This is a genomic window from Streptomyces sp. NBC_01003 (assembly GCF_045162695.1).
Taxonomy (GTDB): Bacteria; Actinomycetota; Actinomycetes; order Streptomycetales; family Streptomycetaceae; genus Streptomyces.
Window position 1 is genome coordinate 8840752 of the sequence record NZ_CP108707.1, and the last position, 25434, is coordinate 8866185.

Consider the following 25434-nt stretch of genomic DNA (forward strand, 5'->3'; position numbering starts at 1 on the left):
GGGGGGGTGAGTTGTGTGCTCAGTCGTCCGGGAACAGCTCCTTGCGCCTGGCGCGCCAGCGCTCCAGCATCAGCGGCAGCTCCGCGCCGATGAACTCGAAGAACGCGAGCGTCTCGGACATCCGGCGGCCGGCTGGGGTGTCGCTCCCGAGGCTCTTGACGCCCTCGCGCAGTGCGTCCTCCCAGCGCCTCATGATCACGTCGCGGTTGCCGAGGGCTTCGTACCACTGGTTGTTGTGGACCCGGTAGCGGTCGCGGCGGGAGCCGGGCTCACGCTCGCGCGTAACCATGTGCTGCTGGCTGAGGTAGCGCACCGCACCTGAGACGGCGGCCGGGCTGACCTGGAGCTGTTCGCCCAGTTCGGCGGAGCTCAGGGCACCGGAGTCCGCGGCGAGCAGGGCCGCGAAGACCCGGGCCGGCATGCGCTGGACACCTGCCTCCACAAAGGTGGCGGCGAAGGACTCGATGAACCGGGCGACGGCCTCTTCGTTCCTTTGTCCCTTGGAAGCTTCAGTCATCTCCGGATCATCTCCCCTGATCAAAGCGCTACCGACGAGTTTATACGCTTCCTTAACTTCACAACTTTGCGAAACCAGCGTACGTTCAGAATCATGACGAAGGCAATCACCGTCTCCGGACTGCAAAAGTCGTTCGGAAAGACGCACGCTCTGGACGGTCTCGACCTGGAGGTCGAGACCGGCGAGGTCCACGGCTTCCTCGGCCCCAACGGCGCAGGCAAGTCCACGACCATCCGCGTCCTGCTCGGCCTGCTGCGCGCCGACTCCGGTGCCGCCCAGCTGCTCGGCAAGGATCCGTGGCACGAGGCGGTCCAGCTGCACCGGCGGCTCGCCTACGTCCCGGGCGATGTCGAGCTGTGGCCCAATCTCACCGGCGGCGAGGCCATCGACCTGCTCTCCCGGCTGCGCGGCAAGCTCGACAAGCACCGCCGGGACGAGCTGATCCAGCGATTCGACCTGGACCCGACCAAGAAGGGCCGGGCCTACTCCAAGGGCAACCGGCAGAAGGTCGCCATCGTCGCCGCACTCGCCTCCGACGCCGAGCTGCTGCTGCTCGACGAGCCGACGGCCGGACTCGACCCGCTGATGGAGGTCGTCTTCCAGGACGTCATCTGCGAGGCGAAGGCCGCCGGCAAGACCGTACTGCTCTCGAGCCACATCCTGGCCCAGGTGGAGAAGCTCTGTGACCGGGTGAGCATCATCCGGCAGGGGCGGATCGTGCAGTCCGGGACGCTGAGCGAGATGCGCCATCTGACCCGTACGACCATCGAGGCCGAGACCACCCACCCCGTCACCGGGCTCGACTCACTCGCTGGTGTGCACCAGCTGCGCACCGACAACGGCCGGGTGCACTTCGCCGTGGACGGCGCCCAGTTGGACGGCGCGGTGCGCAAGCTGTCCGAGTTCGGCATCCGTAGCCTGGTCAGCCACCCGCCCACGCTCGAAGAGCTGATGCTGCGCCACTACGGCGACGAACTGGCCGCCAATGGCAACGGCAAGAGCGGCTCCGGCGGAGACACTCGATGAACACCGTCACCGCCACCAAGGCACCCGCGCAGGCCGCTCCGGCCGCGGGCGGCAACGCTCTGGCCGGAACCCGGACGCTGATCCGTTTCAACCTGCGCCGGGACCGGATCCGGCTCCCCGTGTGGATCCTCGCGCTGTTCCTCGGCACGCTCTCCACGGCGAGCAACTACAAGACGCTGTACGCCACGGCCAAGCAGCAGGCCTCGGTCGTCAAGACCATGGACACTCCGGCCGGTCTCGCCATGACCGGACCGCGGCACTACCTGGACGACTACAACTTTGGCTCCATGATGGGCCACCAGATGCTCGGCTTCATGGCCGTGATGGTGGGTCTGATGAGCGTCCTGATCATCACCCGGCACACCCGCAACGAGGAGGAGACGGGCCGCGCCGAGCTGGTCCGCTCCACCGTCGTCGGCCAGCACGCGCACCTCGCGGCCGCGCTGACCGTGGCGGTCCTCGCCAACCTGGTTCTCGCCCTGTTGCTCGCTTTTGGCCTCGGCGGGATGGGCATCGACGGCATCGACACCGGCGGCTCGCTGCTCTACGGCCTTATCCACGCGGTCATCGGCATTGTCTTCGCCACCGTCGCCGCGATCACCGTGCAGATCACCCCGCACACCCGGGCCGCCTCCGGCACGGCGCTCGCCGTCATCGGCGGTGCGTATGTGCTGCGCGCGGCCGGCGACTCGGGCGACAACGCACTGGCCTGGCTCTCCCCGATCGGCTGGGTGCAGCGGACGTACGTCTATGTCGACAACCGCTGGTGGCCGCTGCTGTTCTGCCTGGCGCTGGCCGGGATCTGCGGGACCGTGGCCTTCGTCCTGTCCACCAAACGGGACGTGGGCGCTGGCCTGCGGGCCGCGAAGCTCGGCAGCCCGGTGGCTTCCGACGCTCTGGCCCGGCCGTTCGGCTTCGCGCTGCGGCTGCACCGCGGGATGCTGTTCGGCTTCGGTGCCGGTTTGCTCCTGATGGGCGCGATGTATGGCTCGATCCTCGGCCAGGCCGACGACATGCTGAAGGACATCGACCAGATCAAGGACGCGCTCGACCGCATCGGCGGCACCACGATGGCCGAGTCCTTCGCCTCCATGGTGATGGTGATCCTCTCGGTGGTCGCCGCGGTGTACGTCGTCATGGCCACCCTGCGCCCGCGCGCCGAGGAGACCGCGGGCCGGGCCGAGCCGCTGCTCTCGACCGGCCTGTCCCGGGGCCGCTGGGTCGGCAGCCATCTGGCCGTGGCCCTCGCGGGTGGCACCCTGATGCTGCTCCTGGGCGGACTCGGCATCGGCATCGCGGGCGCAGCGTCGACCTCTGACGGGGGGTTGTTCCTCAAGCTGGTCGGTGCGTCCCTGGCGTACGCCCCCGCCCTCTGGGTTACGGTCGGTGTCGCGGTCATGCTCTTCGGCTGGCTCCCGCGGGCGAGCGCGGCGGCGTGGGCGGTGCCGGTGTACGCGTTCGTCGTCGGCTACCTCGGGGAGCTGCTCCAGTTCCCCGGCTGGATGAAGAACCTGTCCCCGTTCGGCCACATCCCGCAGCTCCCCGCAGCGGACCTGAACTGGACGCCGCTCATCGTCCTTACCGTGCTCGCGGCCGGGCTGATCTGGCTGGGCCTCGCGGGCTTCAACCGGCGAGACCTGGAGACGAAGTAACTCCAGCCCGCTCAGCTCCACTTGGACGTGCGACGCCCTCGACCTGTAGCGGACTCGGGGGCGCCGCATTGCGTGGCTTCAGACCTCGACAGGCAGCGACTTGAGCCCTCGTATGACATTGCCGTCCTTCCACTCCGGCTCGACGGCCAGGCGCAGGTTCGGGGCCCGACCTGAGCAACTGACCTAAGGACGCGGACCGTTCGAGCCGGGCCAGCGGGGAGCCCAGACAGTAGTGGATGCCCGCGCCGAGGCTGACGTGAGGGTTGGCGGGTGAGGTCGAGGACGTCCGGGTCGGCGAAGACCGCCTCGTCGCGGTGGGCCGAGCCGAAGAGCAGGGCGACCTCCGAGCCACGGGGGATGCGAACGCCGTCGACCTCGATGTCCTCCAGGACCCATCGCATGAGCTCCAGTTCCAGCAGCAGCTGCCCGTCTTCCAGCGGTACGAGGGACACGGGCGGGATGGAGATGAGCGTCGCAAGCATGGACGCGATGAGCGCCTCACCGTCCGCCTCCGCCTCCTCCAGCGGCGGTATGCCGATGAAGTTCATGCTCACGGGTTCCAGCAGCAAGCTGTTCGGCGGCGACGCCGGCGATGTCAAGTACCCGTACTACCTCGTCAACGGGCGCGTCCCAGCCGACCCGGAGATCTACAGGGCCAAGCCGGGCACGCGAGTCCGGCTGCGCATCATCAACGCGGCGGGTGACACGGCGTACCGGGGGCGCTCGGCGGCCACAAGATGACCATCAGGCACACCGACGGGTACCCCGTCCAGCCCACCTCGACTGATGCCCTGCTGATCGGCATGGGGGAGCGGTACGACGTCACGGTCACCCTCTGCGACGGCGTCTTCCCGTTGGTCGCCGTGGCCGAAGGCAAGAACGCGAGTGGCATGGCGCTGGTGCGCACCGGCTTTGGGAGCGCGCCCAAGCCCACCGCCCGCCCGTCCCAGCTGAACGGCCAGATCACGGCGGCCTACCGCTCGGGTCGGCGGACGACGTCTGGCTCGAGACGAACAAGACCGACCGGGTGCACCGCATCGAACTGACTGGCCAAGTCCTTTCTTTGGATACCGGGTAATGGTCGACGAGGTTGATGGCGCTCCAGGGGACGGGATGCCTGACGGGCCCGAACCGCGGCGCGGAAACCCGTCCGGCCAGCGTCCTAATGCTCAGCGTGGTGTGCGCGCCGCAAGGCATCTGCAAGCGCGACAAAGCCCTCGCCCACTGGTGTGCTGGCGGAGGGCTCCGCGTGCGACTACGGCTCGACGCTGGGCGGTGCCGGGGGCTGTACCGTGCCCGGGGCGTTGTCAGGAGGCTGCGACTGCTGGAAGCGCCCACTGGGCGGGGAAGGCGTGACGTGCTGCTCTTCCACCGTGCCGTGGGTTGTCCGCCAAAACACGGTCAAGAGGCCCACGGCACACGCAACGCCGATGACCAGCACGACCGGTGGGCGTTGCCGCGATCTGATCAGGCGCAGGCAGAGTCAGCCGGCGCATGACCCCGCGAAGAAGATGATCAACGGGGTGAGCCCGCCACGCTTGTACGTGATTAACAGCGCGTCAGGATCGGCGGCCAACAACAGGATCGCTGCGTAGACCACGCCCAGCGCCACGAGGGCTGCGCACGCCCCTTCCAACAGACGCAGCGCGAGGGGACTGCCACGCATGTCGTCCCTCCTTCGGCGGCCGATTGTCCAGGACCGTCAGCCGGCCCCAATGCGTGCCGACCAGTGCAGGCTACGGCGTTTGTCATACAGGCGGGGTCAGATCAACTTGGTAGTTGGCGGAGCCACTACTTGCTGGCGCGATGGGACCCAAAGAAGTGCGTACAGACAGAGTGCGCCTTCAGCACCGCGACGCTGTCCGGGGCCGGAACCATCCTGGCTCCCTCACACATCCCTGGCCGGCCATTCGAGGAGGCGGGCGCCGATCACCGCGGTCTGCAGCGTGTAGCGGTGTACGGGGTCGGACGGATCGGCACCCGTCAGCTGGTGGATACGTTCAAGGCGGTACGTCAGTGCGCGCACGCTCAGTGACAGGCGGCGAGCCGCCTCCGCTCCGACGCAGCCCGCGTCGAAGTAGACGGTGAGCGTGTCGATGAGGGGCTGAGCCCCGCCACGCGCCTGGCGCAGAGGGCCGAGGGTGCTGAGCACCAAGTCGGCCATGGCCTGGCGATCGCGGGTGAGGACGGGGTAGACCAGCAGGTCCGCGGCACGCAGGACCGGGGCGTCGAGTTCCAGGCGCTCGCCGAGGTCGAGGGCGCTCAAGGCCTCTTCGTAGGACTGGACGACTCCGCCGGCACCGGGCTGCGGGCGCCCGATGGCGACCCGGCCGCCGTCGGTGGCTGCGTACGCCTGTTTGGCGAAGAAAGCGAGGACCTCGTCCTGGTCACCGGGAGCGATACAGATCAGGCGCCCGTCCTTGGTGGTGAGCAGGATGCTGCGGTCGCCGAAGCGGCCGATCAGGGCGTGCTCTACCTCTCGCGAGGCAGCGTCGCCCTCGTCGTAGGACGCCGTGCCCTGTGCGACGGCGACAGCATGTGCGGAGGAGAGGCGCAGTCCGAAGCGTTCGGCGCGCTCGGCGAGCAGGCCCAGGTCGCTGCGCCCGTACAGGAGGTCGTCGATGAACTCGCGGCGGGCGGCTTCCTCTTGGCGTACGGCCATGCGTTGGGCCCGCTCGTATCCTTCGGCGAACGCGTCGACGGCTTGTTGCATCGCGGCGAGCACGCTGTCGGCCGACGTCGCGTCGGCGGGCCAGTGAGCCCGGGTCGCCGCCAGGTGGGCTCCGATCAAGGCGCGCAGTCCAAGGCCTGCTTCGGCGGCCTGTTCGCCCAGGCCGCGGCGGGAGTCGAGTTCGTCTCGGGTCAGACGCCGCCCGGTGACCGAGGCACCGGCAAGGATGCGGTCAAAACCTTTCAGGTACGCCTCGGATATGTCCCGGTCCGCCATGCCCGCCACCGTTTCTTGATGAGTCGCTGACGCCTTTCTAGCGCACCACTCGGTGTGGCAGTACCAAACCGGGTCCGTCAGTCTGGGCCGGCCGGTGTGGCGGACTGCCAAATCGACCACCCGCTCGCCCTCTCAGGCTGGGGTCACCTGTCCCTCGACGAGCCTGCCTGGGATCGTCGCCTCGGTCGTGAAGGCCGCCTGGCCATCGCTGCGGAAGAGCGCGCGTCAGGCCACTACCGACATAGCGGCTGTAGCCTGGCATATAGGTGTGCCGGGAACCTCATCGTCACTCGACCGGTACTGAGCAGGGCGCGCGACATCAGGGGGAAGCATGCCTACCTACCACGAGATCATGAGCACCGACCTCGCCACACTCAACACCGCGGCCGACCGCTGGGACGGCATGGCGAATGAGTTCGAGAAGCGCGAGACCGCATACAGACGCGATGTTCACGGAATATCGCTGGGCAACTCCTGGTCAGGCGTGAGTGCCGACGCAGCCAACAAGCGATTCGACATCACGCTCAAGGAGTTCCAGTCTGCTCAGACGGAGGCCAAGGCGGTTGCCTCGCTGCTGCGTGACGCGCACACCAACCTCGTGGAGCTGAGGGGCAACCTCAAGACCGCGCGGCAAGAGGCCATCGAAGCGAAGATGAAGGTCTCGGACCAGGGTGTGGTCACGTACGACTACTCGAAGCTGACCGAGGGCGAGAAGAACGCCATCCATCACGATCCTGACTATCAGGACAGCGTTCGGAAGGCAGTCGGTTCCTGGCAGGACCGCCTCGACCACGCGGTGAAGGCCGTGACCGATGCCGATCGCGGCATCGAGATCGCCTTCGAAGCGGTCGTGCTCGACTCGGACATCAACGACGGCACGATGGGCACCGGCTTCAACGGCCATGCGCAGGGCGACATCGAGAAGTACGAGGCGGAAAAGGCAGCAGGCATCGCCACGCGTCTCAACAACGGGGAGGTCTCGGCGGCCGATATCGCAGAGCTCCGACGTTCCTTCCGTGACAACTCCGGTGACAAGGCGTTCAGCCAGACGCTGCTGACCAGCCTCGGGCCCGACGGGACGATCAAGCTCACCAACTCGCTGAACCACCTGGCCTACGACTCGGACAAGAAGCACAAGGGTCAGTACATGGACCTGCAGGGCGGGCTTGCCGACACCATCGCCACTGCCACGGACGTCCCGGCCTCGGTGAAAGACCAGCCCCCCGGGTCCAAGAAGTTCGACGACTGGCTCGCGAGCGACAACGGGAAGTTCTACCGGCAGTGGACCGACGGCCTCGACAAGTACGGGACCAAGAACTACGGGTCCAAGAGCAATCCGCTCTACGGATACCAGTCGCTGGTCGGCGCGATGCAGCACAGCGACAAGAAGTACGACGACCAGTTCCTGTACCAGCTCACCGACGACATGATCTCGGCTGAGAAGAAGCAGCCCGGGATGTTCACGGAGTGGGGACCGGGCCACGACGGTATCCGAGCCGACGCCATCGACGGCGCCCTCGACATCATGAGCAAGAACCCCGACGCGGCAACCGCCTTCTTCGATCCGGCGGGCAACGGGTCCGGCGAGAAGCATGTCGACAACGACCACCTCCACTACCTGGCCGGAAGCGGCGACGACACGCGGGACTGGCCGAAGCACACCATCACCGGCGTCACGGTCACGAATTTGGATGACCCGCTGAGCCGGACAGGACTGGGGGCCGCGCTGCAGGCCGGAGCCACCGGGCACGTACCGCTGCCCGACGGTCAGGAGCCACTGCCGACCTATACGCATTCGGAAGAACAAGCCCGGGTCATGAACGGGATCCTCAACACTCTCGACCAAGGCACATCGACCGAAGTCCACGAGAATCTCCGGGTCCCCGTGGCTCAGGCTATCGCCGAATACACACCGGACAACCAAGAAATCCTGGGCGGGCTCGACGGTGAATACGCCGAGAACATGAAGGACGGCTACTTCATGGACGAAAAGAACCCCAACGCGGCGCACTTGTCCACCCCGGCAGACGCATTGGTCCACGTCATGCGTGGGGTGTCCGAGGATCCGGATGCATACGGAACCCTTGACAAGGCCGAATCGCGGTACATCAACGCGGAGCTCGACAAGTTGCCCCAGGGCGCGACTGGTTATTCAGAGAGCAACCCTCTCACCAAGTCGGGTGCGGCACTCGGCGCCCTCACCGCGATTCGCGAAGACGTCCTGAACGACGAGCGCAGCAGCGCATACAGCGACGCCGACTGGAAGTCCAAGGTGGCCTACCACATCATCGGCGGAGCGGTGACGCCGATGACCATTCCAACCGCCGGGGGGTCCATCGCGGTCGGCGACGGGCTGCAGCGCGGAGTCGATACCGTGGCCTGGGTCTGGGGCAACGACATGAAGGCGGACGCCGACGCGAAGGCCAATGAAGGCATCAACGACCGTTATTTGGATGCCAACAAGCAGATGCAGCTCCTGGTGCACGGCTGGGGCAGCGAGCGCTACGACATGGGCACTCAGGAGGGCAAGGACCATGTCCAGGGCCTGACCAATGAGATCCTCTCCGGGCATACCCGAGGCGTGTCCAACGCCAAGGCGTATCTCACAGACACCACCAACTGATCACCTGCCCCACGAACAGGAATGACAGATCCCATGGCTTCGCCTTCGTCGCGCCGCATACGCGCCGCCGTTCTGGCCACCAGCATCGTGGTGGTGGCCGCCGGAGGTGTCGGAATCTGGAAGTGGACACGCCCGGACGGCAGCGATGCCGTCACCTGCTCGGCGCTCCTCAACGACACTAGGATCCACAACGCTCTGGGATCCGCCTACCGCAAGAACCTCTCCTGCCATGGCCTCGGCGAGGCCCTCAGAGAGGCAGGTACGGGGGACAAGCCGGGCATCCACTCAAAGGTTCAGGCTCAAGCCATGCGGAACACCTTGCAGGCAACGAGCGACGCCCTCACAAAGTCCAAGCAGAAGTCCATCGCCGGCCCGTTGCGCCTGCCGCTCGCCGCATTGATCACGGATTACGCACCGGACACTTACGAGATCTTGAAGGAACTGGACGCGGACTACCTCACCCACGCTTCGGACGACGAACCGTGGGAGGACAACTCCGGTGTCCATATGACGGTTGCACACGAGGATCTGGTTCGCGTGGTCAGAGCCATATCCGATTCGCCCACCGCGTATGCGAAGGTGAGGAGCGCCGAGGGCCGGTACGCCGCACACACCCTAGCGGCCATCCCCGGTACAGCGAAGGGTTTCTCCCTGTCTCTCCCGCCGACCGGCAATGCGCTGGTGCTTGGCGCGCTCGACGGCGTCGCTGCGGATGTCACCAACGGCCTCTCGAAACGGGAATCCGCGAGGTGGAACAAGGACATGGTCGACTCGCTGGTTTCTTCAACCACGGCGAACATTCCCGATTACAAGTCCAATCCAGCGGAATACATCAATAACACCTGGGCAAAGGGGCTGAGTACCACCTCGACCAATAGCTCAAAGGTCTTCCACGAGCAGGGCTTGCACTATATGAACATCTGGGCCAAGGAGCGGGGCGAAAGCTCCAAGCCCTCGGCTCGGCAGTCAGAAGACTGTCTGGACAGCCAGTTCCGGAAATACCAGGAGACGGTGGAGTTCCTCAAGACCCACTGAGATCCCTGCCGTTGGCTGGTGCGCGACGTCTTCATTACTCGCCGGGACAGGTCAGGCAGACGTCAACGCCTTCGATCACGCCCCCTCTTCAGCGGTGGTGAGGCGGCGCCCACCAGCGAGCGAACGAGCTTCGGCATGGGTGCCGCGGTCGGCGGCGAGGGTGCCCAGCGCCTCGCCGACGTCCGGAACGACAGCTGGCTCGCCAGAGTCCGGGAAGCGACTGGCTCACTGTCTGATGAAGTGCCGAGTCGGGCAATGACGTCGCCCGGGACCATCGCGACCGCTCCTTCGACGAGTGGGGAAGCGAACGACAACATGGACCCACCGCCACCGACACCGCAGGCCGGAAAGGCGCGGCAGAGCCCCATCGCCGGCCGCCAGACAACGCACGAGGCCCTGCGGTCCCGCGCTTGATCAGCGCAATCGGTACGCCCCCGCGCAACCCGACGCAAGGAACCGGTAAAGAGCACCATGACTGTCCAGACGCGGAAGAAGAAGCCCGTGTTCGTCGCGGCGGGCGCCTTGATCGTGGTCGCCGCTCTGGCCTCCGGGTACTGCTCGTGGAACACGAATCTCCTTGGCGCGGACTCGTTCTGTGACGGTCGCCTGGGAAGCGGGGACTCGCTGGCCGCTCTGGACTCCACCGGTCGTCTGTCGCAGGTGTACTCGCAGGTCGACACGCAGCGGGCCGAGTTTGCGTGCACGATCGAACGCACCAGCCGCTTCGTCGGAGACGACGACCAGCGGGTGACGCTCAGGACGGCCAGCGAGCAAGGGGCGTTCCCCTTCACGACCAATGTCTGGAAGAACCCTGCCGCCCGGTCGTACTTCAAGGACGGGGTGACCGGTGCCGTCTCGCCCGGCGGCGGGTACGTCGTCCTGCCGAAGTCCTGCTGGGACAAGGGCGGCAGCCTACAGGGCAGCCAGGTCGTACGTGCCGGGGACGGCGCGGTGGCGACGGTGGAGGCCACCGTGGAAAAGGGGTCGGTAGACCCGGGTGGTCTGGCCCGGCTGCTGACCCGGGCGGCCCGACAGGTCACGGGAAAGGCCGACTGCGGCACGCCGGCGCTCTCGGCCACCCCTGATCTCACCGCCCCATCCGCCTCGCGGAGGACAGATGCCCGGAGCGTGTGTGGAGTCCAAGGCTTCGCGCTGCCCAAGGAGGCCGTACTCGTCGGACGGGCCGAACCGGACCGGGAGCAGGTGAACAACGTAAGTGCCCACACCTGGGCGTGTGACCTGCGCATGGCCGGCTCGGCCAAGGCGGCCGTGTCTTTTGCCGCGACGTCGGACAAGAGTCTCGTCGAGGCGGCCCAGAAGGATACGGACAGCTTCGAAACGCTCCCCGGCGACAAGGGGGTTGCCGCGATCGACGAGGCCGTTCTGCACTGCGACGGCGGTGATGTGCACTTCGCCGCGCACTGGAACGGCACCTACGAGGGGGCCCTACTCGACAGCGTCGACCACTCCGCTACCGATTACGCGAAGATTAAGAAGGCCACGTTCCACAACTTCCTCGACGCGACGGCCGACGCCCGTTCCTGCCCGCGCGTCACCCTCCCCTGAAGCCGACCCCCGGCATTGCCCAGGGGCAACATCTTCGATCGTCGCCCCCTCTTGAGGTGGTGGTGAGGCGGCGTTCACCAGCGAGCGAGCTAGCTTCGGCATAGTCGTCTGAGAGGTTTCGCGGTCGGCGGAGACGTAAGGATGGACGTCCACGACGGCGCCACCGTCGACAAAGCAATAGTCAATGCCGGCGGTTCGGCTGGCTTGTCTCCTTGGGTCCGTAGAGGCGATGGTGGGCGCCATCCTGTGTCTGTAGCATCGCGGTTGTGCCTGATGCGTGGATAAGTCTCGACGCTGCTGATAAGCGCAGGAACTGCTGGTGGACCGGATTCCTGATGCTTGTCGGCCTCGGCACGACGACGGCAACAGCACTGTCTGCACGCGCCACGGAGCGATGGTGGTGGGGTGGCGGCGAAGGATTGTTCTGGCTGATCATGCTCATCTACATGGTCAACCGTGGATACGGCCGGACGCTCCTCACACCCAATGGGATGGAGTTCCACACCTTCGTCAGCCGCAGGTCGATCCCATGGGGCGAGATCGCGCGGGTTGAGAAGCGCTGCAGGCAAACACGCAGCGGTACCTGGTGGGATGTGCGCGCCATCCGGGTTCACGGACGGGCACTCACGATTCCGGGTGCCTTCACCAGCAAGCATGCGGATGCCAAGTTCGAGGAGGAAATGGCGAAGATCCGTGAGTACTGGTTCCACGCAGTCGCCAGATGACGACGCTCATGCCGCAATCACGGTCTGCGGCTGCACTGGGCGGACTCGACGAGCTTGAAGACCACGGCAAGCACTTCCCCCGCGATGCTGGGGCCCTTCGTAACCTTCGTACATAGGCAGACGGTCCCGAGGTTGGCTTCGTTCACTTCTATCGGCAGCGTTTGTCCATCGGTTCGGGTGTCATCTCAGGCACCCGACGGTCGCGAATGTCCATGAGAAGTGGTGTCATCGGCAGCGCTGAGCCAGTGAGTCCCGCCAGCGCTGCCTGACATTCGAGGGTCTTGGGGTCGGGGCCAGGGTGGGTAGGGTGGCGGGAACACATCCGGTGGGGTGTGCGGTGTGCCGGGAAGTCTGGTCGGCGGCTCTGTCGTCGATCCGTCTCGGAGATGTGTCGTGCTACTGCCTGTTTTGGTGATCATCGCCATGCTGCTGCTCCGTGTCGCCATCGGAGCGCTGCGACGCCCGGGGAGCACTCGCCAGCAGTGGCTGTTCCTGCGAAACCGCATTGCTGTGGCAGCCGGTGCTGTGGCCTTCGTTCTGACCGTCGGGGCTGGCTGGTCGGCAAAGACGGTGTGCTGCTGTGGGCAGTCTTGATCGGCTTGCTGGTCGCCTTCATCGCGGACCGCTTGAGCAAGGCCGAGACTCCGACGAGGTGAAGCAGCCAGCGACCACTTCTCCGCAGGAAGGCATCTTGCACTGAGTCGCCGGTGTGACGCCGCGTGACCAGGGCGAGTGCGGCGAGGGCGTGGCGGACCCGGTAGCCCTTCATCGCCGCCTCGGTGCTCAGGGCGATCAGCATGTGCGACTTGCCGGTGCCGGAGTCGCCGATCAGGCAGAGCGGCTGTCCCTTCTTGATCCACTCGCAGCTGGCGAGCGTGTGGATGGTGGCCGGGTCGATGTTCGAGTTGCGTCGAAGTCGAACGCCCGCAGCGCTTCTCCCGCGGGAAGCACGCCGCCTTGATCCTGCGCTCCGATCGCCGCCGGGCCCGGTCGTCGCACTCGGCCATCAGCAGCTCGTCCAGGAACCCGCGGCAGGTCATCTGTTCCTTCATCGCCCGGTCGGCGATGTCGGCAAACTCGTTGCGGATGTTCGGGAGCCGCAGCATGCGGCCGGCGGTGTCAATGGCCGTGGTGGCGGCCTGCTCGGTCAGGCCGCGCTGGCGGGGCAGGGTCACTGGGCTTCTCCCTCTCGGTGGTCACCGCCGCTGGCGCGACGGCGTCGAAGTAGTTGGTCATAAGGCGGTAGGGCCCCACCTGCGCCTTGCTTCCGGTTTCCGGCAATCTGGCCTCCGGCCGGTTGCGCGTCAGAGCCCTGTCAATCCCGCGTTAGGAACCGGTAAAGTTCCCCCCGGTGTGCCGGGAAGCCTGGTCGGCGAATTCGAGAGAACTCTCTTCTCTGATCGGGGGAACACCGGCCATGGTCCTCATTGCCGTATTCGGAGTGGCACTACTCATCGCGGTCCTCCTGTCCGGGCTCGCCGCCCGTACCGTGCTGTCCACCTCCTTCCTCTTCCTCGTAGGCGGAGCGCTGGTCAGCGACGGCTTCCTCGGCCTGATCCACATCACGCCGGACAGCGAGATCGTGTCGGTGACGGCCGATCTGGCCCTGTTCGCCGTGCTGTTTACCGATGGCATGCACGTCTCCTTCCCCAAGCTGCGCGCCAACTGGAAGAACCCGGCCCGCGCCCTGGGCCTCGGCATGCCGATCGCGTTCGTCGGCATGGCTCTGGTCACCCACTACCTGGTGGGACTGGACTGGACGACGTCCTTCCTGGTCGGCGCGGTCCTCGCACCCACGGACCCGGTGTTCGCCTCAGCCATCGTCGGCCGCAAGGAAGTCCCGGCGAAACTACGACAGTTGCTGAACGTGGAGAGCGGCATCAACGACGGCCTCGCCCTGCCGGTCGTCCTGGTCCTCATCGCCGCCGCAGGACCTACCTCGGGCCACGCCGAGTCCTCCCTGTCGAAGATCGCCCTGGAGCTGGTCCTTGGCCTGGCATTCGGCGTCATCCTGCCGATGGCCGTCATCGCGCTGGTCCGTTTCCGGCTGCTCGGCGCGGAGCCGAAGCTGCAGCCGCTGCTGCCGCTCGCCATCGGCGTGATCCTCTACGCGGTCTGCCACGTCACCCACGCAAACCCCTACCTGGCCGCGTTCTCTGCAGGCGCGGTCCTGGCCGCCCGCTCGCCACAGGCCCAGGAGGCGTTCGAGCCGCTGGGCGAGGCACTCGCGGAGCTCGCCAAGTTCGCAGCGCTGCTGGTGTTCGGCGCACTGCTCACGCCGCAACTCTTCGGCGACCTGTCGCTCGGCGGCTACGTCGCCGTCGCCCTGGCCATCGTCCTGATCCGCCCCGCCTCGCTGCTGCTCTCGTTGATCGGCAGTCGCATCGAGCGTCGGGAGGCGCTGGTCGCCGCCTGGTTCGGTCCGAAGGGCTTCGCCTCCGTGGTTTACGGGCTGCTGGTGCTCCAGGCTGGCATCCCGCACGGCGAGGAGGCGTACACGCTGATCGCCGTGTGCATCGCCTTCTCGATCGTCGCGCACAGCAGCACCGACGTACACGTCGCCCGGCTCTTCGACGTCGAAGACCTGACAGGCATCGAGGAGCCCCACCACGAGCGGGACACCGCCAAGGAGGTCGGCCATGTCGGCACGTGACCTCGCGAAGCCCCACCCATACACCGGCCCGAGAACTCGCGCGCAACAGGCCGCCGTGCCAAGCGCGACGGCCCACAACACACCATCCGCCGTCGTTGAACACGACGGCGGACAGATCGGCTAGGCGGGCACCCTAGCGGCGCCCGCCCCAGGTAGCGACTCATCGGAGGAACGTGAACGACTGGCACAGCTGGGCGGCGATCGTCGTCTTCGTCGGCGCCTACGCGCTGATCATCAGCGAGAAGATCCACCGCGTCGCCGCCGCGCTCGGCGGCGCGGCGCTCATGCTCGCCATCGGCGCCACGGACGACAAGTCGGCCTTCTACTCAACCGACTCCGGGATCGACTGGAACGTCATCTTCCTGCTCATGGGCATGATGATGATCGTCGGCGTGCTCAAGAAGACCGGAATGTTCGAGTACTTGGCCATCTGGGCCGTCAAACGGGCCTGCGCGAAACCCTTCCGCGTGATGGTGATGCTGATCGTCATCACCGCCGTCGCCTCGGCACTGCTCGACAACGTCACCACCGTTTTGCTGGTCGCGCCCGTCACGCTCCTGGTGTGCGAGCGGCTCGCGCTGCCCGCCGCCCCGTTCCTGATCGCCGAGGTGTTCGCCTCCAATATCGGCGGCACCGCGACCCTGGTCGGCGACCCGCCCAACATCATCATCGCCAGCCGCGCCGGCCTGACGTTCAACGACTTCCTGGTCCATCTCGCACCGCTGTCGGCCCTGTTGACCGTCGTCCTCGTGCTGCTGTGTCGGGTGATGTTCCGCAAGACCTTCGTCTATGACGAGGAGCGCGCCGCGGAGATCATGGCGCTCGAGGAGCGCGAGGCCATCAAGGACCCCCGGCTCATGGTCCAGGGTCTCGTGGTGCTTGCTCTCGTCGTCGCCGGGTTCGTCCTGCACCCGTTCCTGCATTACGCGCCCAGCATCGTCGCGCTGCTCGGCGCCGGGCTGCTCGTCGCCGTCTCCTCCGTGGAGACCAGTGAGGTGCTCAGCGACGTCGAATGGCCCACGCTCGCCTTTTTCGCGGGCCTGTTCATCATGATTGGCGGGCTGATCGAGACGGGCGTCATCGGCGAGATCTCCAAGGCTCTGGCGGACGTCATCGGTGGCAGTGAACTGGGCGGTTCCATGGTGCTGCTCGGGGCGTCGGCCGTTCTGTCGGGCATTGTCGACAACATCCCCTACGTCGCCACCATGGCCCCGATCACGGCCGACCTCGTCCATGACATGGGCGGCGCAGGCGATCACGTCATGTGGTGGGCCCTCGCGCTCGGCGCCGACCTCGGCGGCAACGCCACCGCCATCGGCGCTAGCGCCAACGTCGTCGTCCTCGGCATCGCCGAACGCAGCCGCCAGCCCATCAGCTTCTGGCAGTTCACCAAGTACGGTCTGATCGTCACCACCGTCACCGTCACGATCTCGGCCGGGTACGTGTGGCTGCGCTACTTCGCCCTGGCATGACCGGTACCCGCGTATGTTCCATATCAAGGACCCGGTCAGCGTCCGCAATCGGTACGACGCTTGGCTCAGGATGAGAACCCCTACTGAGAACACGAGGAGCCGGCCCGTGCGCGCACGTGACCTTGCGGTCGAATACGAGGCGGTGGACGTCGACAGTGATGCCATCCAAGCGGCCCAGCTGATGGCCGAGCACAAACTCCCGGGACTGCTCGTCCTGGACAGGCACGGCGAGCCGAAGGCGATCCTGCCCGCCTCACAGATGATCAAAGTCCTGGTGCCCGCCTACGTCGTCGAGGACCCGGCCCTCGCCGCCGTGATCGACGAGAAGCACGCCGACCGGCTCTGCCAGGCCCTGTCCGGCCGTACAGTCGGCGACTGCCTCCAGGACAAGGCCGCGCGGCCGCCCATCGCCGACCCCGACGACACCGCGCTGGAAGTGGCCGCCCTCATGGCGCAGGTCCGCAGCCCTCTGGTGGCAGTGGTGCAACGCGCCGATGACGGCCCACACCTGCTCGGTGTGATCACCGCGTCGCATCTGCTGCACGAGCTTTTGGGCGCAGCGGGGAAGCTACCGCCTTCCTGACCCCCTGCCGGCCAGCGGTTGGATCTCCGACGCTGAGCCTTGCCCCGTTTCGATCGTGTCTGTTGCGGCGCTTCAGGACAGGCGCTGGCCGGGGGCGGCGTCGAGGCGGATGAAGGGGATCTGGCGGCCGGCCTGCCGGTAGGACTCGGTGGTGCCGTCGACATCGAAGCCCATGAAGGCGCACAGGCGGCGTGCTATGCGGGGATGGGTAGGGGCGTAGCGGCTCGTGATCTCGCCGCCCTCGTCCGCGCTCAAGAAGTGGGCGGTGACGGCGTAGTTGCGGTTGCCGACCTGGATGGTGGTCTTCGGGGTGGCGCGGAGATTCTGGTACCAGGCGGCCTTGGGGCCGAAGCCGGAGGCCAGGATCCAGTTACCCCGTTCCGTGTCGTGGGCGACAACCTCGAGGACCACCCGCCGGTCAAGGCCGCTGGTCCGGCCGATGTGGTGCAGGAGCAGCAGGCGCTTACCGAAGACCGGCCCAAGGCCCACGCGGTAGAGGGCGATGGGAGTCGCGCGAGGCGTCGCCCCCAGCCGCGCGGCAGGGGAGGGCGGTTGTGGGTGCCGCGCTGCTGTGCCGTCATCACATGCCCTCCATGCCCGGCCCCGCCCGGTCTGGCGTCACCGCATCCTCATTGCCCCGCCAGGGTCGAGGAGTAGCGGCCTGGGTCCGTCGACGTACGCGCGGGCTGGAGCGAGGCCGCAATTCATCGTGGTCCCAGAGTCTGTCGGGCGCGCAGGATGCTGCGATGTGCGTCCGCGCCATAGACCGCGGACTCGGTGAGCGTGTCCCATACCTTTTCATAGGCCGTGACACTGTCGGTGGTGTCGAGCCAGAGTTCGGCGTGCCAGTCCTCGACGACGACGAGGCGATCGTCGTAGATCCAGAAGCCGTTTCCTGGTGGGATTTTGAGGGATGCGGTGAGCGGGACGACGCCGAGTCGCAACGTGTTGAGCCCGACCAGCCCGACCAGCCCGACCAGCCCGGCCAGTCGTTCCAGTTGCAGGGCGAGGGTCTGGGGTGAGCAGATCAGGGCGTACAGGGCGGCTTCCCAGAGCACGACGTGGTACTCCTTGGTGCCCGCGTAGATCCATTTCTGCAGTTCGAGCCGTGCCCGTACGGCTTCCTCGGTGTCGGGGCGAACGCTGCGAAGTTCGGTGTAGCGGGTGAACATGGCGCGTGCGTAGTCCGGTGTTTGGAGGACTCCGGGGATGGCGGAGTTCTCCCATATGCGGAACGAGTGGGTGCGTTCGTGTTCGGCCAGGAGCGTTTCCTGTACGGGGCGGTGGCCGCCGGCGAGCTGGCGGCGCCAGGAGCGGGTGAGGGACTCGAACCCGGCCAGCTGTGAGTGGAGACCCGCTATGGCGTCCTCGTGGCCGGTGGCCTGTGCCGCCTCGGGGCCGACGGACGTACGTGGCTCACGGACCTCGCAGAGGAGCTGGGCGTGGGGATCACGACCGTACGCAAGCGTCTCGCCCTCCTCGTCGCCAACGAGGACCTGGAGCTGCGCTGCGAAGTCGCTCAGCCCCTGTGCGGCTGGCCGATCTCCACCTCGATCTGGGCCCAGGCCCACCTCGACGATCGCGACGCCCTGACCAGACTGCTGGCCGCCGTCCCCGAAATCCGGGCGTGCATCGGCCTCGCAGGGGGCACGGCGAACCTGCTCATCAGCGTCTGGCTCCGCTCCCTTCCTGACATCCGAGGCCTCGAATCCCGACTCACCAGCGCACTGCCTCAGTTGAAGGTGCTCGACCAGGCGGTCTCTCTGCGCTTCGTCAAGCGCATGGGCCGCATCTTGGACCCGGCCGGCCGCAGCGTCAGTACCGTCCCCATGGACATCTGGTCCGATCCTTCCTGAATCGCCTTCTGGCACACGCGACAGCCACGGCACGCTGGTTTGGGGCTTCGTTCATGACGTGATGACAGAAATCAGATCGCGCTGCAAGCTCGGGACCCACCCGGCAGTCGGCCCTGTCAAGGGCCGCAGTGGTCCGCGCGCGGCGCGGGCGGACCTCGTCCGCCTGAGGTGCCGCGCGCTGTGCGGGTCCGTGCGGTCCTTCGCCGACCGGGCTGCCGCAATGAGGACCGGGGCCGCCCCCGCCCGACCTCAACGTCCAGGACCTGGTTGGCTTACCAACTTGCCGCGTAGGCCGCCGCCATGAGCAACTGGGTGGGTCTGTGATGTCGCAGCCTCCACCGCAGCTTCGGCCCTCACCGCCGTCTTGCACGCTGCCTGCTCCAAGGCGCCGACATGGGGCGTCGTCGGCCTCCTCGTATCTGCCGGGCTCAGCGCGATGTGGGTGACCCGCCTACCGGACCCCGGTCGGCGGGTGCCAGCCGAGCCTGCGGGACACGGCGAGGCCGGACGCGATGACGGCCGGGCGAATCGTCCGTAGGTCGACCGTTCCGGCCCGTACGACGACCGAGAGTGCCGCGACCACGTTGCCGTCGGCGTTGAGGATCCGGGTGGCCACCGAGTCGGCTCCGGGTGACGTCTTCCCGTGGACGTACGCCACACCGGTCTCCCGGCACTCGGCCAGTTGTGCCCGCAGCAGCGCGGGATCGGTGAGGGTGCGTTCGGTATGCGCGCTCAGGCCCGCCTCGATGACCTGATCGGTCAACTCCGGTGCTGCGTGGGCGAGAAGGATCTTTCCCACGCCGGAGCCGTGCAGAGGCAGGTGCCCGCCGGGCCGCGAGGTGACGTCCACCGCGTGGCCCGCCGACAATCGTTCGACGAGTAGGGCCGACATGCCCTCGAGTACCGCGAGTTGTACGTGCTGACGCAGTGCAGCGTGCAGGTCGTCCATGTACGGCAGTGCGATCGTGCGCAGGGGCATGCTGAGTGGCGCCAGTGTGCCGAGCTGCCACAGGCGGATGCCGACGGTGAAGCCGCCGTCCGGTGTGCGGTCCAGTGCTCCGGCCTCGACCAGTGCCAGGGCGAGTCGGCGCACGGTGGCGTGCGGCAGGCCGGTCTCCCGCGTGAGGTCGGCCAGGGTCAGCTGTGACCTGCCGGTGCGGAAGGCGAAGAGAACGTCGAAGAGCCGCGAACTCACGCTGCGACCGGGCTGGTTCGAGCGGGGCACCGGTGCCTCCCTCTCTCGATGTGCCCAAGGCGACTTGTGGAACAGGATGTTCGTTGAATGAACATAGCTGTTTCGGCGCGGTACGTGGGTCGATGAGGATCGAGGAGTCGTCAGGACGTCCACCTTGGGATGAAGGAACGAAGGAGCCGCTGATGCACGCGAGGGAGAGCGGTCCGCGGATCGCCGTTGTCGGAGGAGGCATAGGTGGTCTGGCCACCGCGGCCTTTCTGCGGCGCGCGGGGTTGACCGCCACGGTCTATGAACAGGCGCCCGCACTTGCCGAGGTGGGCGCCGGGCTCGTGATCGCCCCCAACGCCGTACGGCTGTTGCGCCGCCTGGGTGTGATGGAGAGGGTGATGCGCAGTGCGGTACCGCTCGACTGGGGCTGGGAGTTCCTGCGCTGGGAGGACGGGCAGGTGCTGTCCGTGGAGAAGCTGAGCGGTGTCTGCGAACGGCTCTATGGCGAGCGGACGTACACCATCCACCGGGCCGACCTGCTGGAAGCGGTGCGGTCGGCCGTGCCCCGTGAGTGGATCCGTCTCGGCGCCCGCTGCACCGCGGTGGAAGCCAATGGGAGCGGAGCACACCTGCGATTCGCGGACGGCAGTCGGGCGGACGCGGATGTCGTCGTCGGCGCCGATGGTGTGCACTCCGTGGTGCGCGGCCTGGTCGCCGACGCCACAGCCCCGCAGTACTCCGGCATCTGCGCGTTCCGCGCCGTCGTGCCCGCCGAGCGCGCCCCTGAATTCGCGCGGCGGCGGGCCCAGACCCTCTGGCTCGGACCGGGCCGCCACTTCGTGCACTACCCGATCGACGCGGGACAGTCCGTCAACGTGGTTGCTTTCGCTCCCGCCGGCGACTTTACGGAGGAGTCCTGGAGCGCGAAGGGGACTGTTGAGGAGTTCCTGGCCGAGTTCGCGGGCTGGGACTCGCGCGTGACCGATCTGATCGCGGCGGGCGGAGTGCCGGGGCGATGGGCTCTCCTCGACCGGGCGCCGCTGCAGAGGTGGAGCCGCGGCCCGGTCACTCTGCTCGGGGACGCGGCGCACCCCATGTTTCCGTTCTTCGCCCAGGGTGCGGCCCAGTCCCTGGAGGACGCCGCCATACTCGCTCGCTGCCTCGCCGAAGCACCCGATACTCCTGAAGGGGCACTGAAGCGCTACGAGTCCGAGCGCATCGAGCGCACCACCCGCCTGCAGCGGATCAGTCACGCCCGCCGGGACGTCAACCATCTGCCGGACGGGCCCGAGCAGAAGTCCCGCGACAGGGCTCTCGCCGAGGCCGATCCGCTGGTGGAGAACGGGTGGATCTACAGCCACGACACCGAAGAGGTGTCTATCTCATGACGGTTGACACCCCTGACACCCCTGACACGGCCGACAGGAGGAGCCGCATCATGTCCGAAGCCACTCCCGCAGTGTCCGAGCAGCAGCGGCAGGTGGAGGAGGAGTTGATCCGTACCGTGCTCGCGTCGTTCGCGGACACGCCGGATCAACGTCTGAAGCAGCTGATGCAGTCCCTGGTCCGGCACCTGCACGGGTTCATCCGGGACGTCCGGCTGACCGAGGACGAGTGGCAGCGAGCCGTCGACTTCCTCACCGCGGCCGGCCACATCACAGACGACCGCCGTCAGGAATTCGTGCTCCTCTCCGACGTCCTCGGCGCCTCCATGCAGACCATCAACGTCAACCACGAGGCCGAAGGGGACGCCACCGAAGCCACTGTGGTCGGCCCGTTCTTCGTGGATGGCGCCCCGGAGATCGCCATCGGCGGCGACATGGTTGGTGGGGCCCCGGGTGAACCGTGCTGGGTCGAGGGGGCCGTCACGGACACGGATGGAAACCCGGTCGCCGGAGCCCGACTTGACGTGTGGGAAGCCGACGAGGACGGCTTCTACGACGTCCAGTACGGACCGGACCGTACGGCGGGCCGCGGCCACCTCTTCACCGACGACGCGGGCCACTACGCCTTCTGGGGCCTCACCCCCACCCCGTACCCGATCCCGCACGACGGGCCGGTCGGCGCACTCCTGGAGAAGACCGGACGCTCCCCGCTGCGCGCCTCCCACCTCCACTTCATGGCGACCGCCCCCGGACTGCGCACCGTGATCACCCACATCTTCGTCGATGGCGACCAGCTGCTGACCCAGGACGCCGTGTTCGGTGTCAAGGACTCCCTGGTCAAGAAGTTCGACCGGCAGGAGCCCGGTACTCCGACGCCCGACGGCCGCCCCTTGACCGACATGAGTTGGACCCGGGTCCGCTTCGACATCGTGCTGCGGCGTACATGACGCGGGCCGTGGGATACAGCGACGTACGAGTACGAGGAGGAGAACGACCCATGCGATTCGAGCGCGAGACCCTGCCGCAGCGCGTCCACTTCGCCGCGGGTGAGGCGCGCGCGGCGGTGCACGCCGAAGTCGAACGGCTCGGCGGCGCACGCGTGATGGTGATCGCCGCGGCGAGCGAGGCCGGCCTGGCCAAGGCCGTCACCGCCGATCTTCCGGTGGTCGTGCACCACGAAGAGGTAGCGATGCACGTCCCGGTGGCCACCGCCGAACGGGCCCGGGCCGCCGCGGCCCGGCACGAGGCGGATGTGCTGGTCTGCGTCGGCGGAGGCTCGACGACCGGCCTGGCCAAGGCCGTCGCGTTGACCACGGGCCTGCCGATCGTGGCCGTCCCGACCACGTACGCGGGGTCGGAGGCCACCAGCGTATGGGGCCTGACGGAAGGCTCCCGCAAGACCACCGGCGTGGACGCCCGCGTACTGCCGCGCGCGATCGTCTACGACGCGACGCTCACCCTCTCGCTCCCGGTGGCGATGAGCGTCGCCTCGGGCCTCAACGCCCTTGCGCACTGCGTCGATTCGATGTGGGCGCCGCGCACTGACCCCGTGGACCAGGCGCTGGCAGGGGAGGGAATCCGCGCGCTCGCGGCCGGCCTGCCCGCCGTGGCGGCCGAGCCGGACGGAATCGAAGGCCGAGAACAGATGCTGTACGGGGCGTACCTGTCGGCGGTTGCGTTCTCCTCGGCGGGATCGGGCCTGCACCACAAGATCTGTCATGTGCTCGGCGGCAGATACGAGTTGCCGCACGCGCAGACGCACGCCGTCGTGCTGCCGTACGTGCTGGCCTTCAACGCCTCGGCCGCGCCACACGCCGAGCGGCGGATCGCGGAAGCCTTCGGCTCGGTATCGGCGCTCGACGGTCTGCAGAGCCTGCGCCGGGCGGTTGACGCGCCGACGGCGTTGCGGGACCACGGCCTTGCCGAGTCCGACATCGACGATGCTGTGCCGGCGATCCTGGACGTGGCCCCCGCGGACAACCCACGCCCGCTCACGCCCGACGGCGTACGACTGCTGCTGCGAGCCGCATGGGAGGGAGCGGATCCGGCTACGGCCTGCTCGTCGATGACTTAGATGACACAGGTGACAGACCGGAGGGCCTGCGCGGCGATGCCGCCGCGCAGGCCCTCCGAAGTTTTGTAAGGGAGCTCAGCAGTCGATGGTGACCTTGGCCCCGGCCACGCGGGAGACGCAGCCGCACATCTGGCGCCCCTCGTCCCGCTGTCTGGACGACAGGAAGACGTCGCGGTGATCGATGGTCCCGTCAGCCTCCAGGACCCGGACCCGGCACAGCCCGCACTCCCCGCGCAGGCAGTCGTACATGAGGTCGACGCCCGACGCCTGCAGGGCGTCCAGCATGCTCGTGCCGACCGGGACCTCGACTGTCACGCCGTGGCGCGGCACCTCGACCCGGTACGGCTGCGCGGGAAGGCTGCCGCTGGTCCCGAACGTCTCGAACCGCAGGTTCGTCGGCGACCGCCCGTCCTGCTGCCAGGCCTGCCGCACGTCTTTGAGCAGGCCCATGGGCCCGCAGACGTAGAGCACGCCGTCGCGCGGCACCGTGGTCACCACCTCGGCGGGCCGGATGCGTGCCCCGCGCGCGGACTCGACCACGGTGACCCGATCGGGATGCGCCGCCTCCAACTCCCGCGTGAACGCCATATGTTCACGCGTCCGGCCCGTGTAGAGCACCCGGTAGTCACTGCCGCGGGTGCGCAGGGCGCGGGCCAAACCCAGGACAGGGGTGATGCCCACCCCGGCGGCGAGCAGCACGCTGGGGGCCGGGCCCGGGGTCAGGGGGGAAGGCGTCGACCGGGCCGGAGACTGTCAGCTCGTCCCCTGGCCCGAGGGTGTGCATCCACACCGCCCCCCCACGGCCGTCGTGGTGGCGCCGCACGGCGATCCGCAGCAGACCGTCGTCCCGGCCGAGATCCACGAGGGAGTAGGACCGGGTGTCGGGCCCGGCCGGAAGTCGTACGACGACCTCAAGATGGCTGCCCGGAGGTGGTGTGGGCGCTGACTGCGAGAGGCGGAGCGAGAGCAGGACGATGTCCGGTGTCACGTCGTGGCGTGCCCCGACGGTCGCCCGTTGCGGAGTGGCGTCTGTCATGCGGACCGCCGTGTCGTCGCCGCGGCCACCGCCAGGGCGGTGGGGTGGGTGCGCTCACGGCCCAGCTCGGCGGAGACCTTGGCGTCGATGATGCGCCGCGCCCACATGCCGCCCGCGTCGATGTTGAGGTTGTAGAACTCGTGGTCGGGGTTGGCCATGATGGCGCGCTGCTGCGCGTGGAGCATGTCGGTGTCCTGGGCGAAGACGCGGGACACACTCTGCCGCAGGAGGCTTGTCAGGCCCTGGTCGCCGAGGTGGTAGTTGCGGGTGAACGCCCAGAAGTAGTGGCACTTGCCTGCGGCGGCCGGCGTGATGGTGTTGAGCACCTGGCCGTTGACTCCCGCGTTCCGGTCACCCTCCGGAGCCCCGGTGCCGACGGGGGCGACGCCGACGTCGATGGTGACCGTCGACGGAGCCTTGAAGCGGATGATCTGCCAGCGATCGACAAGCCCTCGGAACTCCGGTGACTTGCGCCGGAGTTGCATGTCCAGGAACGGCGGCGCCTCTATCCCGTGCATCCAACGGGTCTGCACGACCGAGTCCGCGTCGTGCTCCACGTCCGGTTCGGAGTGGGACAGTTCGTCGTTCGCGAGGCTGTCGGAGTGCAGGAACTGCTCGTGGGTCAGGTCCATCAGGTTGTCGATCACCAGGCGGTAGTCGCAGTCGAGTTCGATCCGCTCGCCGTCGCCCGTCCAGTCGGGGTCGTCGTTCCAGTGCAGGTCCGGTACGAGGGAGGGGTCGGCCTTGTCGGAGTCGCCGGGCCAGATCCAGATGAACCGGTGGCGCTCGACGATCGGGTAGGCGGTCACGGCCGCCGAGGGGTTGAGGGTCTCCTGCGCCGGCATCCGCTGGCAGCGACCCGTGGGGCCGAACACCAGGCCGTGATAGCCGCAGACGACATCGTCACCGTCGAGCCGACCCAACGAGAGCGGAGTGAGCCGGTGCCAGCAGGCGTCGGTGAGCGCGACGGGCGCTCCTTCCGTCGTGCGGTACAGGACGACGGGCCGCTCGCAGATGGTCCGGGGGAGGAGCGCCCGTCCGACTTCGGTGTCCCAGGCCACCGCGTACCAGGCGTTCAGGGGATACATCAGGAACAGTCCC

23 protein-coding genes and 3 pseudogenes are annotated in these 25434 nt (G+C 67.6%); 15 read left to right on the forward strand and 11 right to left on the reverse strand.

Translation table 11 applies throughout. From position 1 onward, the window contains the following. Positions 1-19: 19 nt before the first annotated feature. Positions 20-517, reverse strand: coding sequence for a GbsR/MarR family transcriptional regulator (locus tag OG698_RS40470; RefSeq protein WP_406109102.1), 498 nt, complete (start codon positions 515-517; stop codon positions 20-22). 93 nt (positions 518-610) lie between these two features. Here OG698_RS40470 and OG698_RS40475 point away from each other — a divergent pair, with 93 nt between their 5' ends. Together OG698_RS40475 and OG698_RS40480 are read left to right on the forward strand one after the other, a co-directional pair. Next, positions 611-1543 (forward strand): ATP-binding cassette domain-containing protein, encoded by a 933-nt coding sequence (locus tag OG698_RS40475; RefSeq protein ID WP_406109104.1) that lies wholly within the window; start codon positions 611-613, stop codon positions 1541-1543. Further along, a complete protein-coding gene (locus OG698_RS40480) occupies positions 1540-3195 on the forward strand; it encodes an ABC transporter permease (RefSeq protein WP_406109105.1) in 1656 nt (551 codons plus the stop codon). The genes OG698_RS40475 and OG698_RS40480 overlap by 4 nt, the downstream gene beginning before the upstream one ends. Positions 3196-3273: 78 nt before the next feature. Here the strand turns inward: OG698_RS40480 and OG698_RS40485 are convergent. Next, a pseudogene (locus OG698_RS40485) lies at positions 3274-3593 on the reverse strand (cytochrome P450); the annotation flags it as partial. Between the two features lie 67 nt (positions 3594-3660). Here OG698_RS40485 and OG698_RS40490 point away from each other — a divergent pair. After that, positions 3661-3936, forward strand: coding sequence for a hypothetical protein (locus tag OG698_RS40490; protein WP_406111770.1), 276 nt, complete (start codon positions 3661-3663; stop codon positions 3934-3936). Further along, on the forward strand, positions 3933-4241 hold the full coding sequence (locus OG698_RS40495) for a hypothetical protein (RefSeq protein WP_406109107.1): 309 nt from the start codon (positions 3933-3935) through the stop codon (positions 4239-4241). The genes OG698_RS40490 and OG698_RS40495 overlap by 4 nt, the downstream gene beginning before the upstream one ends. 437 nt (positions 4242-4678) lie before the next feature. Here the strand turns inward: OG698_RS40495 and OG698_RS40500 are convergent, their stop codons facing one another. Continuing rightward, a complete protein-coding gene (locus OG698_RS40500; protein WP_406109109.1) occupies positions 4679-4861 on the reverse strand; it encodes a hypothetical protein in 183 nt (60 codons plus the stop codon). Between the two features lie 222 nt (positions 4862-5083). Beyond that, a complete protein-coding gene (locus tag OG698_RS40505) occupies positions 5084-6142 on the reverse strand; it encodes a PucR family transcriptional regulator (protein WP_406109111.1) in 1059 nt (352 codons plus the stop codon). Between the two features lie 352 nt (positions 6143-6494). Between OG698_RS40505 and OG698_RS40510 the strand changes: the two genes are divergently transcribed. The 4 genes from OG698_RS40510 (at position 6495) to OG698_RS40525 (ending at position 12091) form a co-directional block, all read left to right on the forward strand. Then, entirely contained in the window at positions 6495-8765 is a 2271-nt protein-coding gene (locus OG698_RS40510; protein WP_406109112.1) for a hypothetical protein, read from the forward strand. Between the two features lie 33 nt (positions 8766-8798). Further along, complete coding sequence (locus tag OG698_RS40515) at positions 8799-9800, forward strand: hypothetical protein (protein WP_406109113.1); 1002 nt, start codon at positions 8799-8801, stop codon at positions 9798-9800. Between the two features lie 471 nt (positions 9801-10271). Continuing rightward, positions 10272-11366 carry a hypothetical protein gene (locus OG698_RS40520; protein WP_406109115.1) on the forward strand — a complete coding sequence of 365 codons (1095 nt, stop codon included), beginning with the start codon at positions 10272-10274 and terminating at the stop codon, positions 11364-11366. A gap of 266 nt (positions 11367-11632) precedes the next feature. Beyond that, entirely contained in the window at positions 11633-12091 is a 459-nt protein-coding gene (locus OG698_RS40525) for a hypothetical protein (RefSeq protein ID WP_406109117.1), read from the forward strand. A 736-nt stretch (positions 12092-12827) separates the two neighbouring features. Here the strand turns inward: OG698_RS40525 and OG698_RS40530 are convergent. Further along, a pseudogene (locus tag OG698_RS40530) lies at positions 12828-13266 on the reverse strand (ATP-binding protein); the annotation flags it as partial. Positions 13267-13508: 242 nt separating this feature from the next. On the opposite strand from OG698_RS40530, the gene OG698_RS40535 reads away from it, so the two are divergent. The 3 genes from OG698_RS40535 (at position 13509) to OG698_RS40545 (ending at position 16799) form a co-directional block, all read left to right on the forward strand. After that, entirely contained in the window at positions 13509-14744 is a 1236-nt protein-coding gene (locus tag OG698_RS40535; RefSeq protein WP_406109119.1) for a cation:proton antiporter, read from the forward strand. Positions 14745-14917: 173 nt separating this feature from the next. Further along, positions 14918-16216, forward strand: a complete 1299-nt coding sequence (locus OG698_RS40540; protein WP_406109121.1) for an ArsB/NhaD family transporter — start codon at positions 14918-14920, stop codon at positions 16214-16216. Between the two features lie 106 nt (positions 16217-16322). Next, positions 16323-16799: a CBS domain-containing protein gene (locus OG698_RS40545; protein ID WP_406109123.1), complete on the forward strand. Its 477-nt coding sequence runs from the start codon at positions 16323-16325 to the stop codon at positions 16797-16799. A 72-nt stretch (positions 16800-16871) separates the two neighbouring features. On the opposite strand, the pseudogene OG698_RS40550 reads toward OG698_RS40545, so the two are convergent. Together OG698_RS40550 and OG698_RS40555 are read right to left on the reverse strand one after the other, a co-directional pair. Next, positions 16872-17380 (reverse strand): annotated as a pseudogene (locus OG698_RS40550) (nitroreductase family deazaflavin-dependent oxidoreductase). 123 nt (positions 17381-17503) lie between these two features. Next, positions 17504-18061, reverse strand: a complete 558-nt coding sequence (locus tag OG698_RS40555; protein ID WP_406111554.1) for a DUF5753 domain-containing protein — start codon at positions 18059-18061, stop codon at positions 17504-17506. A gap of 84 nt (positions 18062-18145) precedes the next feature. Here OG698_RS40555 and OG698_RS40560 point away from each other — a divergent pair, with 84 nt between their 5' ends. Further along, positions 18146-18655 (forward strand): hypothetical protein, encoded by a 510-nt coding sequence (locus tag OG698_RS40560; protein ID WP_406111772.1) that lies wholly within the window; start codon positions 18146-18148, stop codon positions 18653-18655. 451 nt (positions 18656-19106) lie between these two features. Here the strand turns inward: OG698_RS40560 and OG698_RS40565 are convergent, their stop codons facing one another. After that, positions 19107-19880: an IclR family transcriptional regulator gene (locus OG698_RS40565; protein WP_406109125.1), complete on the reverse strand. Its 774-nt coding sequence runs from the start codon at positions 19878-19880 to the stop codon at positions 19107-19109. A 152-nt stretch (positions 19881-20032) separates the two neighbouring features. Here OG698_RS40565 and OG698_RS40570 point away from each other — a divergent pair, with 152 nt between their 5' ends. The 3 genes from OG698_RS40570 to OG698_RS40580 are packed head-to-tail and all read left to right on the forward strand — an operon-like array spanning position 20033 to position 23297. Beyond that, positions 20033-21226 carry an FAD-dependent monooxygenase gene (locus tag OG698_RS40570; RefSeq protein ID WP_406109127.1) on the forward strand — a complete coding sequence of 398 codons (1194 nt, stop codon included), beginning with the start codon at positions 20033-20035 and terminating at the stop codon, positions 21224-21226. Positions 21227-21276: 50 nt separating this feature from the next. Then, positions 21277-22170 (forward strand): dioxygenase, encoded by an 894-nt coding sequence (locus OG698_RS40575; protein WP_406109128.1) that lies wholly within the window; start codon positions 21277-21279, stop codon positions 22168-22170. Positions 22171-22220: 50 nt separating this feature from the next. After that, positions 22221-23297: a maleylacetate reductase gene (locus tag OG698_RS40580; protein WP_406109130.1), complete on the forward strand. Its 1077-nt coding sequence runs from the start codon at positions 22221-22223 to the stop codon at positions 23295-23297. 75 nt (positions 23298-23372) lie between these two features. Here the strand turns inward: OG698_RS40580 and OG698_RS40585 are convergent, their stop codons facing one another. The 3 genes from OG698_RS40585 to OG698_RS40595 are packed head-to-tail and all read right to left on the reverse strand — an operon-like array spanning position 23373 to position 25421. Further along, positions 23373-23996, reverse strand: coding sequence for a flavin reductase family protein (locus OG698_RS40585; protein ID WP_406109132.1), 624 nt, complete (start codon positions 23994-23996; stop codon positions 23373-23375). Continuing rightward, complete coding sequence (locus OG698_RS40590) at positions 23923-24333, reverse strand: FAD-binding oxidoreductase (protein ID WP_406109134.1); 411 nt, start codon at positions 24331-24333, stop codon at positions 23923-23925. Before OG698_RS40590 ends, OG698_RS40585 begins: the two co-directional genes overlap by 74 nt. Next, complete coding sequence (locus OG698_RS40595; protein WP_406109136.1) at positions 24330-25421, reverse strand: Rieske 2Fe-2S domain-containing protein; 1092 nt, start codon at positions 25419-25421, stop codon at positions 24330-24332. Before OG698_RS40595 ends, OG698_RS40590 begins: the two co-directional genes overlap by 4 nt. Between the last annotated feature and the right edge of the window lie 13 nt (positions 25422-25434).

What these genes read in the sequence shown, in the direction of transcription:
- OG698_RS40470 (WP_406109102.1), bottom strand. Translation starts at nt 517, where the DNA reads ATGACTGAAGCTTCCAAGGGACAAAGGAACGAAGAGGCCGTCGCCCGG.
- OG698_RS40475 (WP_406109104.1), top strand. Translation starts at nt 611, where the DNA reads ATGACGAAGGCAATCACCGTCTCCGGACTGCAAAAGTCGTTCGGAAAG.
- OG698_RS40480 (WP_406109105.1), top strand. Translation starts at nt 1,540, where the DNA reads ATGAACACCGTCACCGCCACCAAGGCACCCGCGCAGGCCGCTCCGGCC.
- OG698_RS40490 (WP_406111770.1), top strand. Translation starts at nt 3,661, where the DNA reads ATGAGCGTCGCAAGCATGGACGCGATGAGCGCCTCACCGTCCGCCTCC.
- OG698_RS40495 (WP_406109107.1), top strand. Translation starts at nt 3,933, where the DNA reads ATGACCATCAGGCACACCGACGGGTACCCCGTCCAGCCCACCTCGACT.
- OG698_RS40500 (WP_406109109.1), bottom strand. Translation starts at nt 4,861, where the DNA reads ATGCGTGGCAGTCCCCTCGCGCTGCGTCTGTTGGAAGGGGCGTGCGCA.
- OG698_RS40505 (WP_406109111.1), bottom strand. Translation starts at nt 6,142, where the DNA reads ATGGCGGACCGGGACATATCCGAGGCGTACCTGAAAGGTTTTGACCGC.
- OG698_RS40510 (WP_406109112.1), top strand. Translation starts at nt 6,495, where the DNA reads ATGAGCACCGACCTCGCCACACTCAACACCGCGGCCGACCGCTGGGAC.
- OG698_RS40515 (WP_406109113.1), top strand. Translation starts at nt 8,799, where the DNA reads ATGGCTTCGCCTTCGTCGCGCCGCATACGCGCCGCCGTTCTGGCCACC.
- OG698_RS40520 (WP_406109115.1), top strand. Translation starts at nt 10,272, where the DNA reads ATGACTGTCCAGACGCGGAAGAAGAAGCCCGTGTTCGTCGCGGCGGGC.
- OG698_RS40535 (WP_406109119.1), top strand. Translation starts at nt 13,509, where the DNA reads ATGGTCCTCATTGCCGTATTCGGAGTGGCACTACTCATCGCGGTCCTC.
- OG698_RS40570 (WP_406109127.1), top strand. Translation starts at nt 20,033, where the DNA reads ATGCACGCGAGGGAGAGCGGTCCGCGGATCGCCGTTGTCGGAGGAGGC.
- OG698_RS40575 (WP_406109128.1), top strand. Translation starts at nt 21,277, where the DNA reads ATGTCCGAAGCCACTCCCGCAGTGTCCGAGCAGCAGCGGCAGGTGGAG.
- OG698_RS40580 (WP_406109130.1), top strand. Translation starts at nt 22,221, where the DNA reads ATGCGATTCGAGCGCGAGACCCTGCCGCAGCGCGTCCACTTCGCCGCG.
- OG698_RS40590 (WP_406109134.1), bottom strand. Translation starts at nt 24,333, where the DNA reads ATGACAGACGCCACTCCGCAACGGGCGACCGTCGGGGCACGCCACGAC.
- OG698_RS40595 (WP_406109136.1), bottom strand. Translation starts at nt 25,421, where the DNA reads ATGTATCCCCTGAACGCCTGGTACGCGGTGGCCTGGGACACCGAAGTC.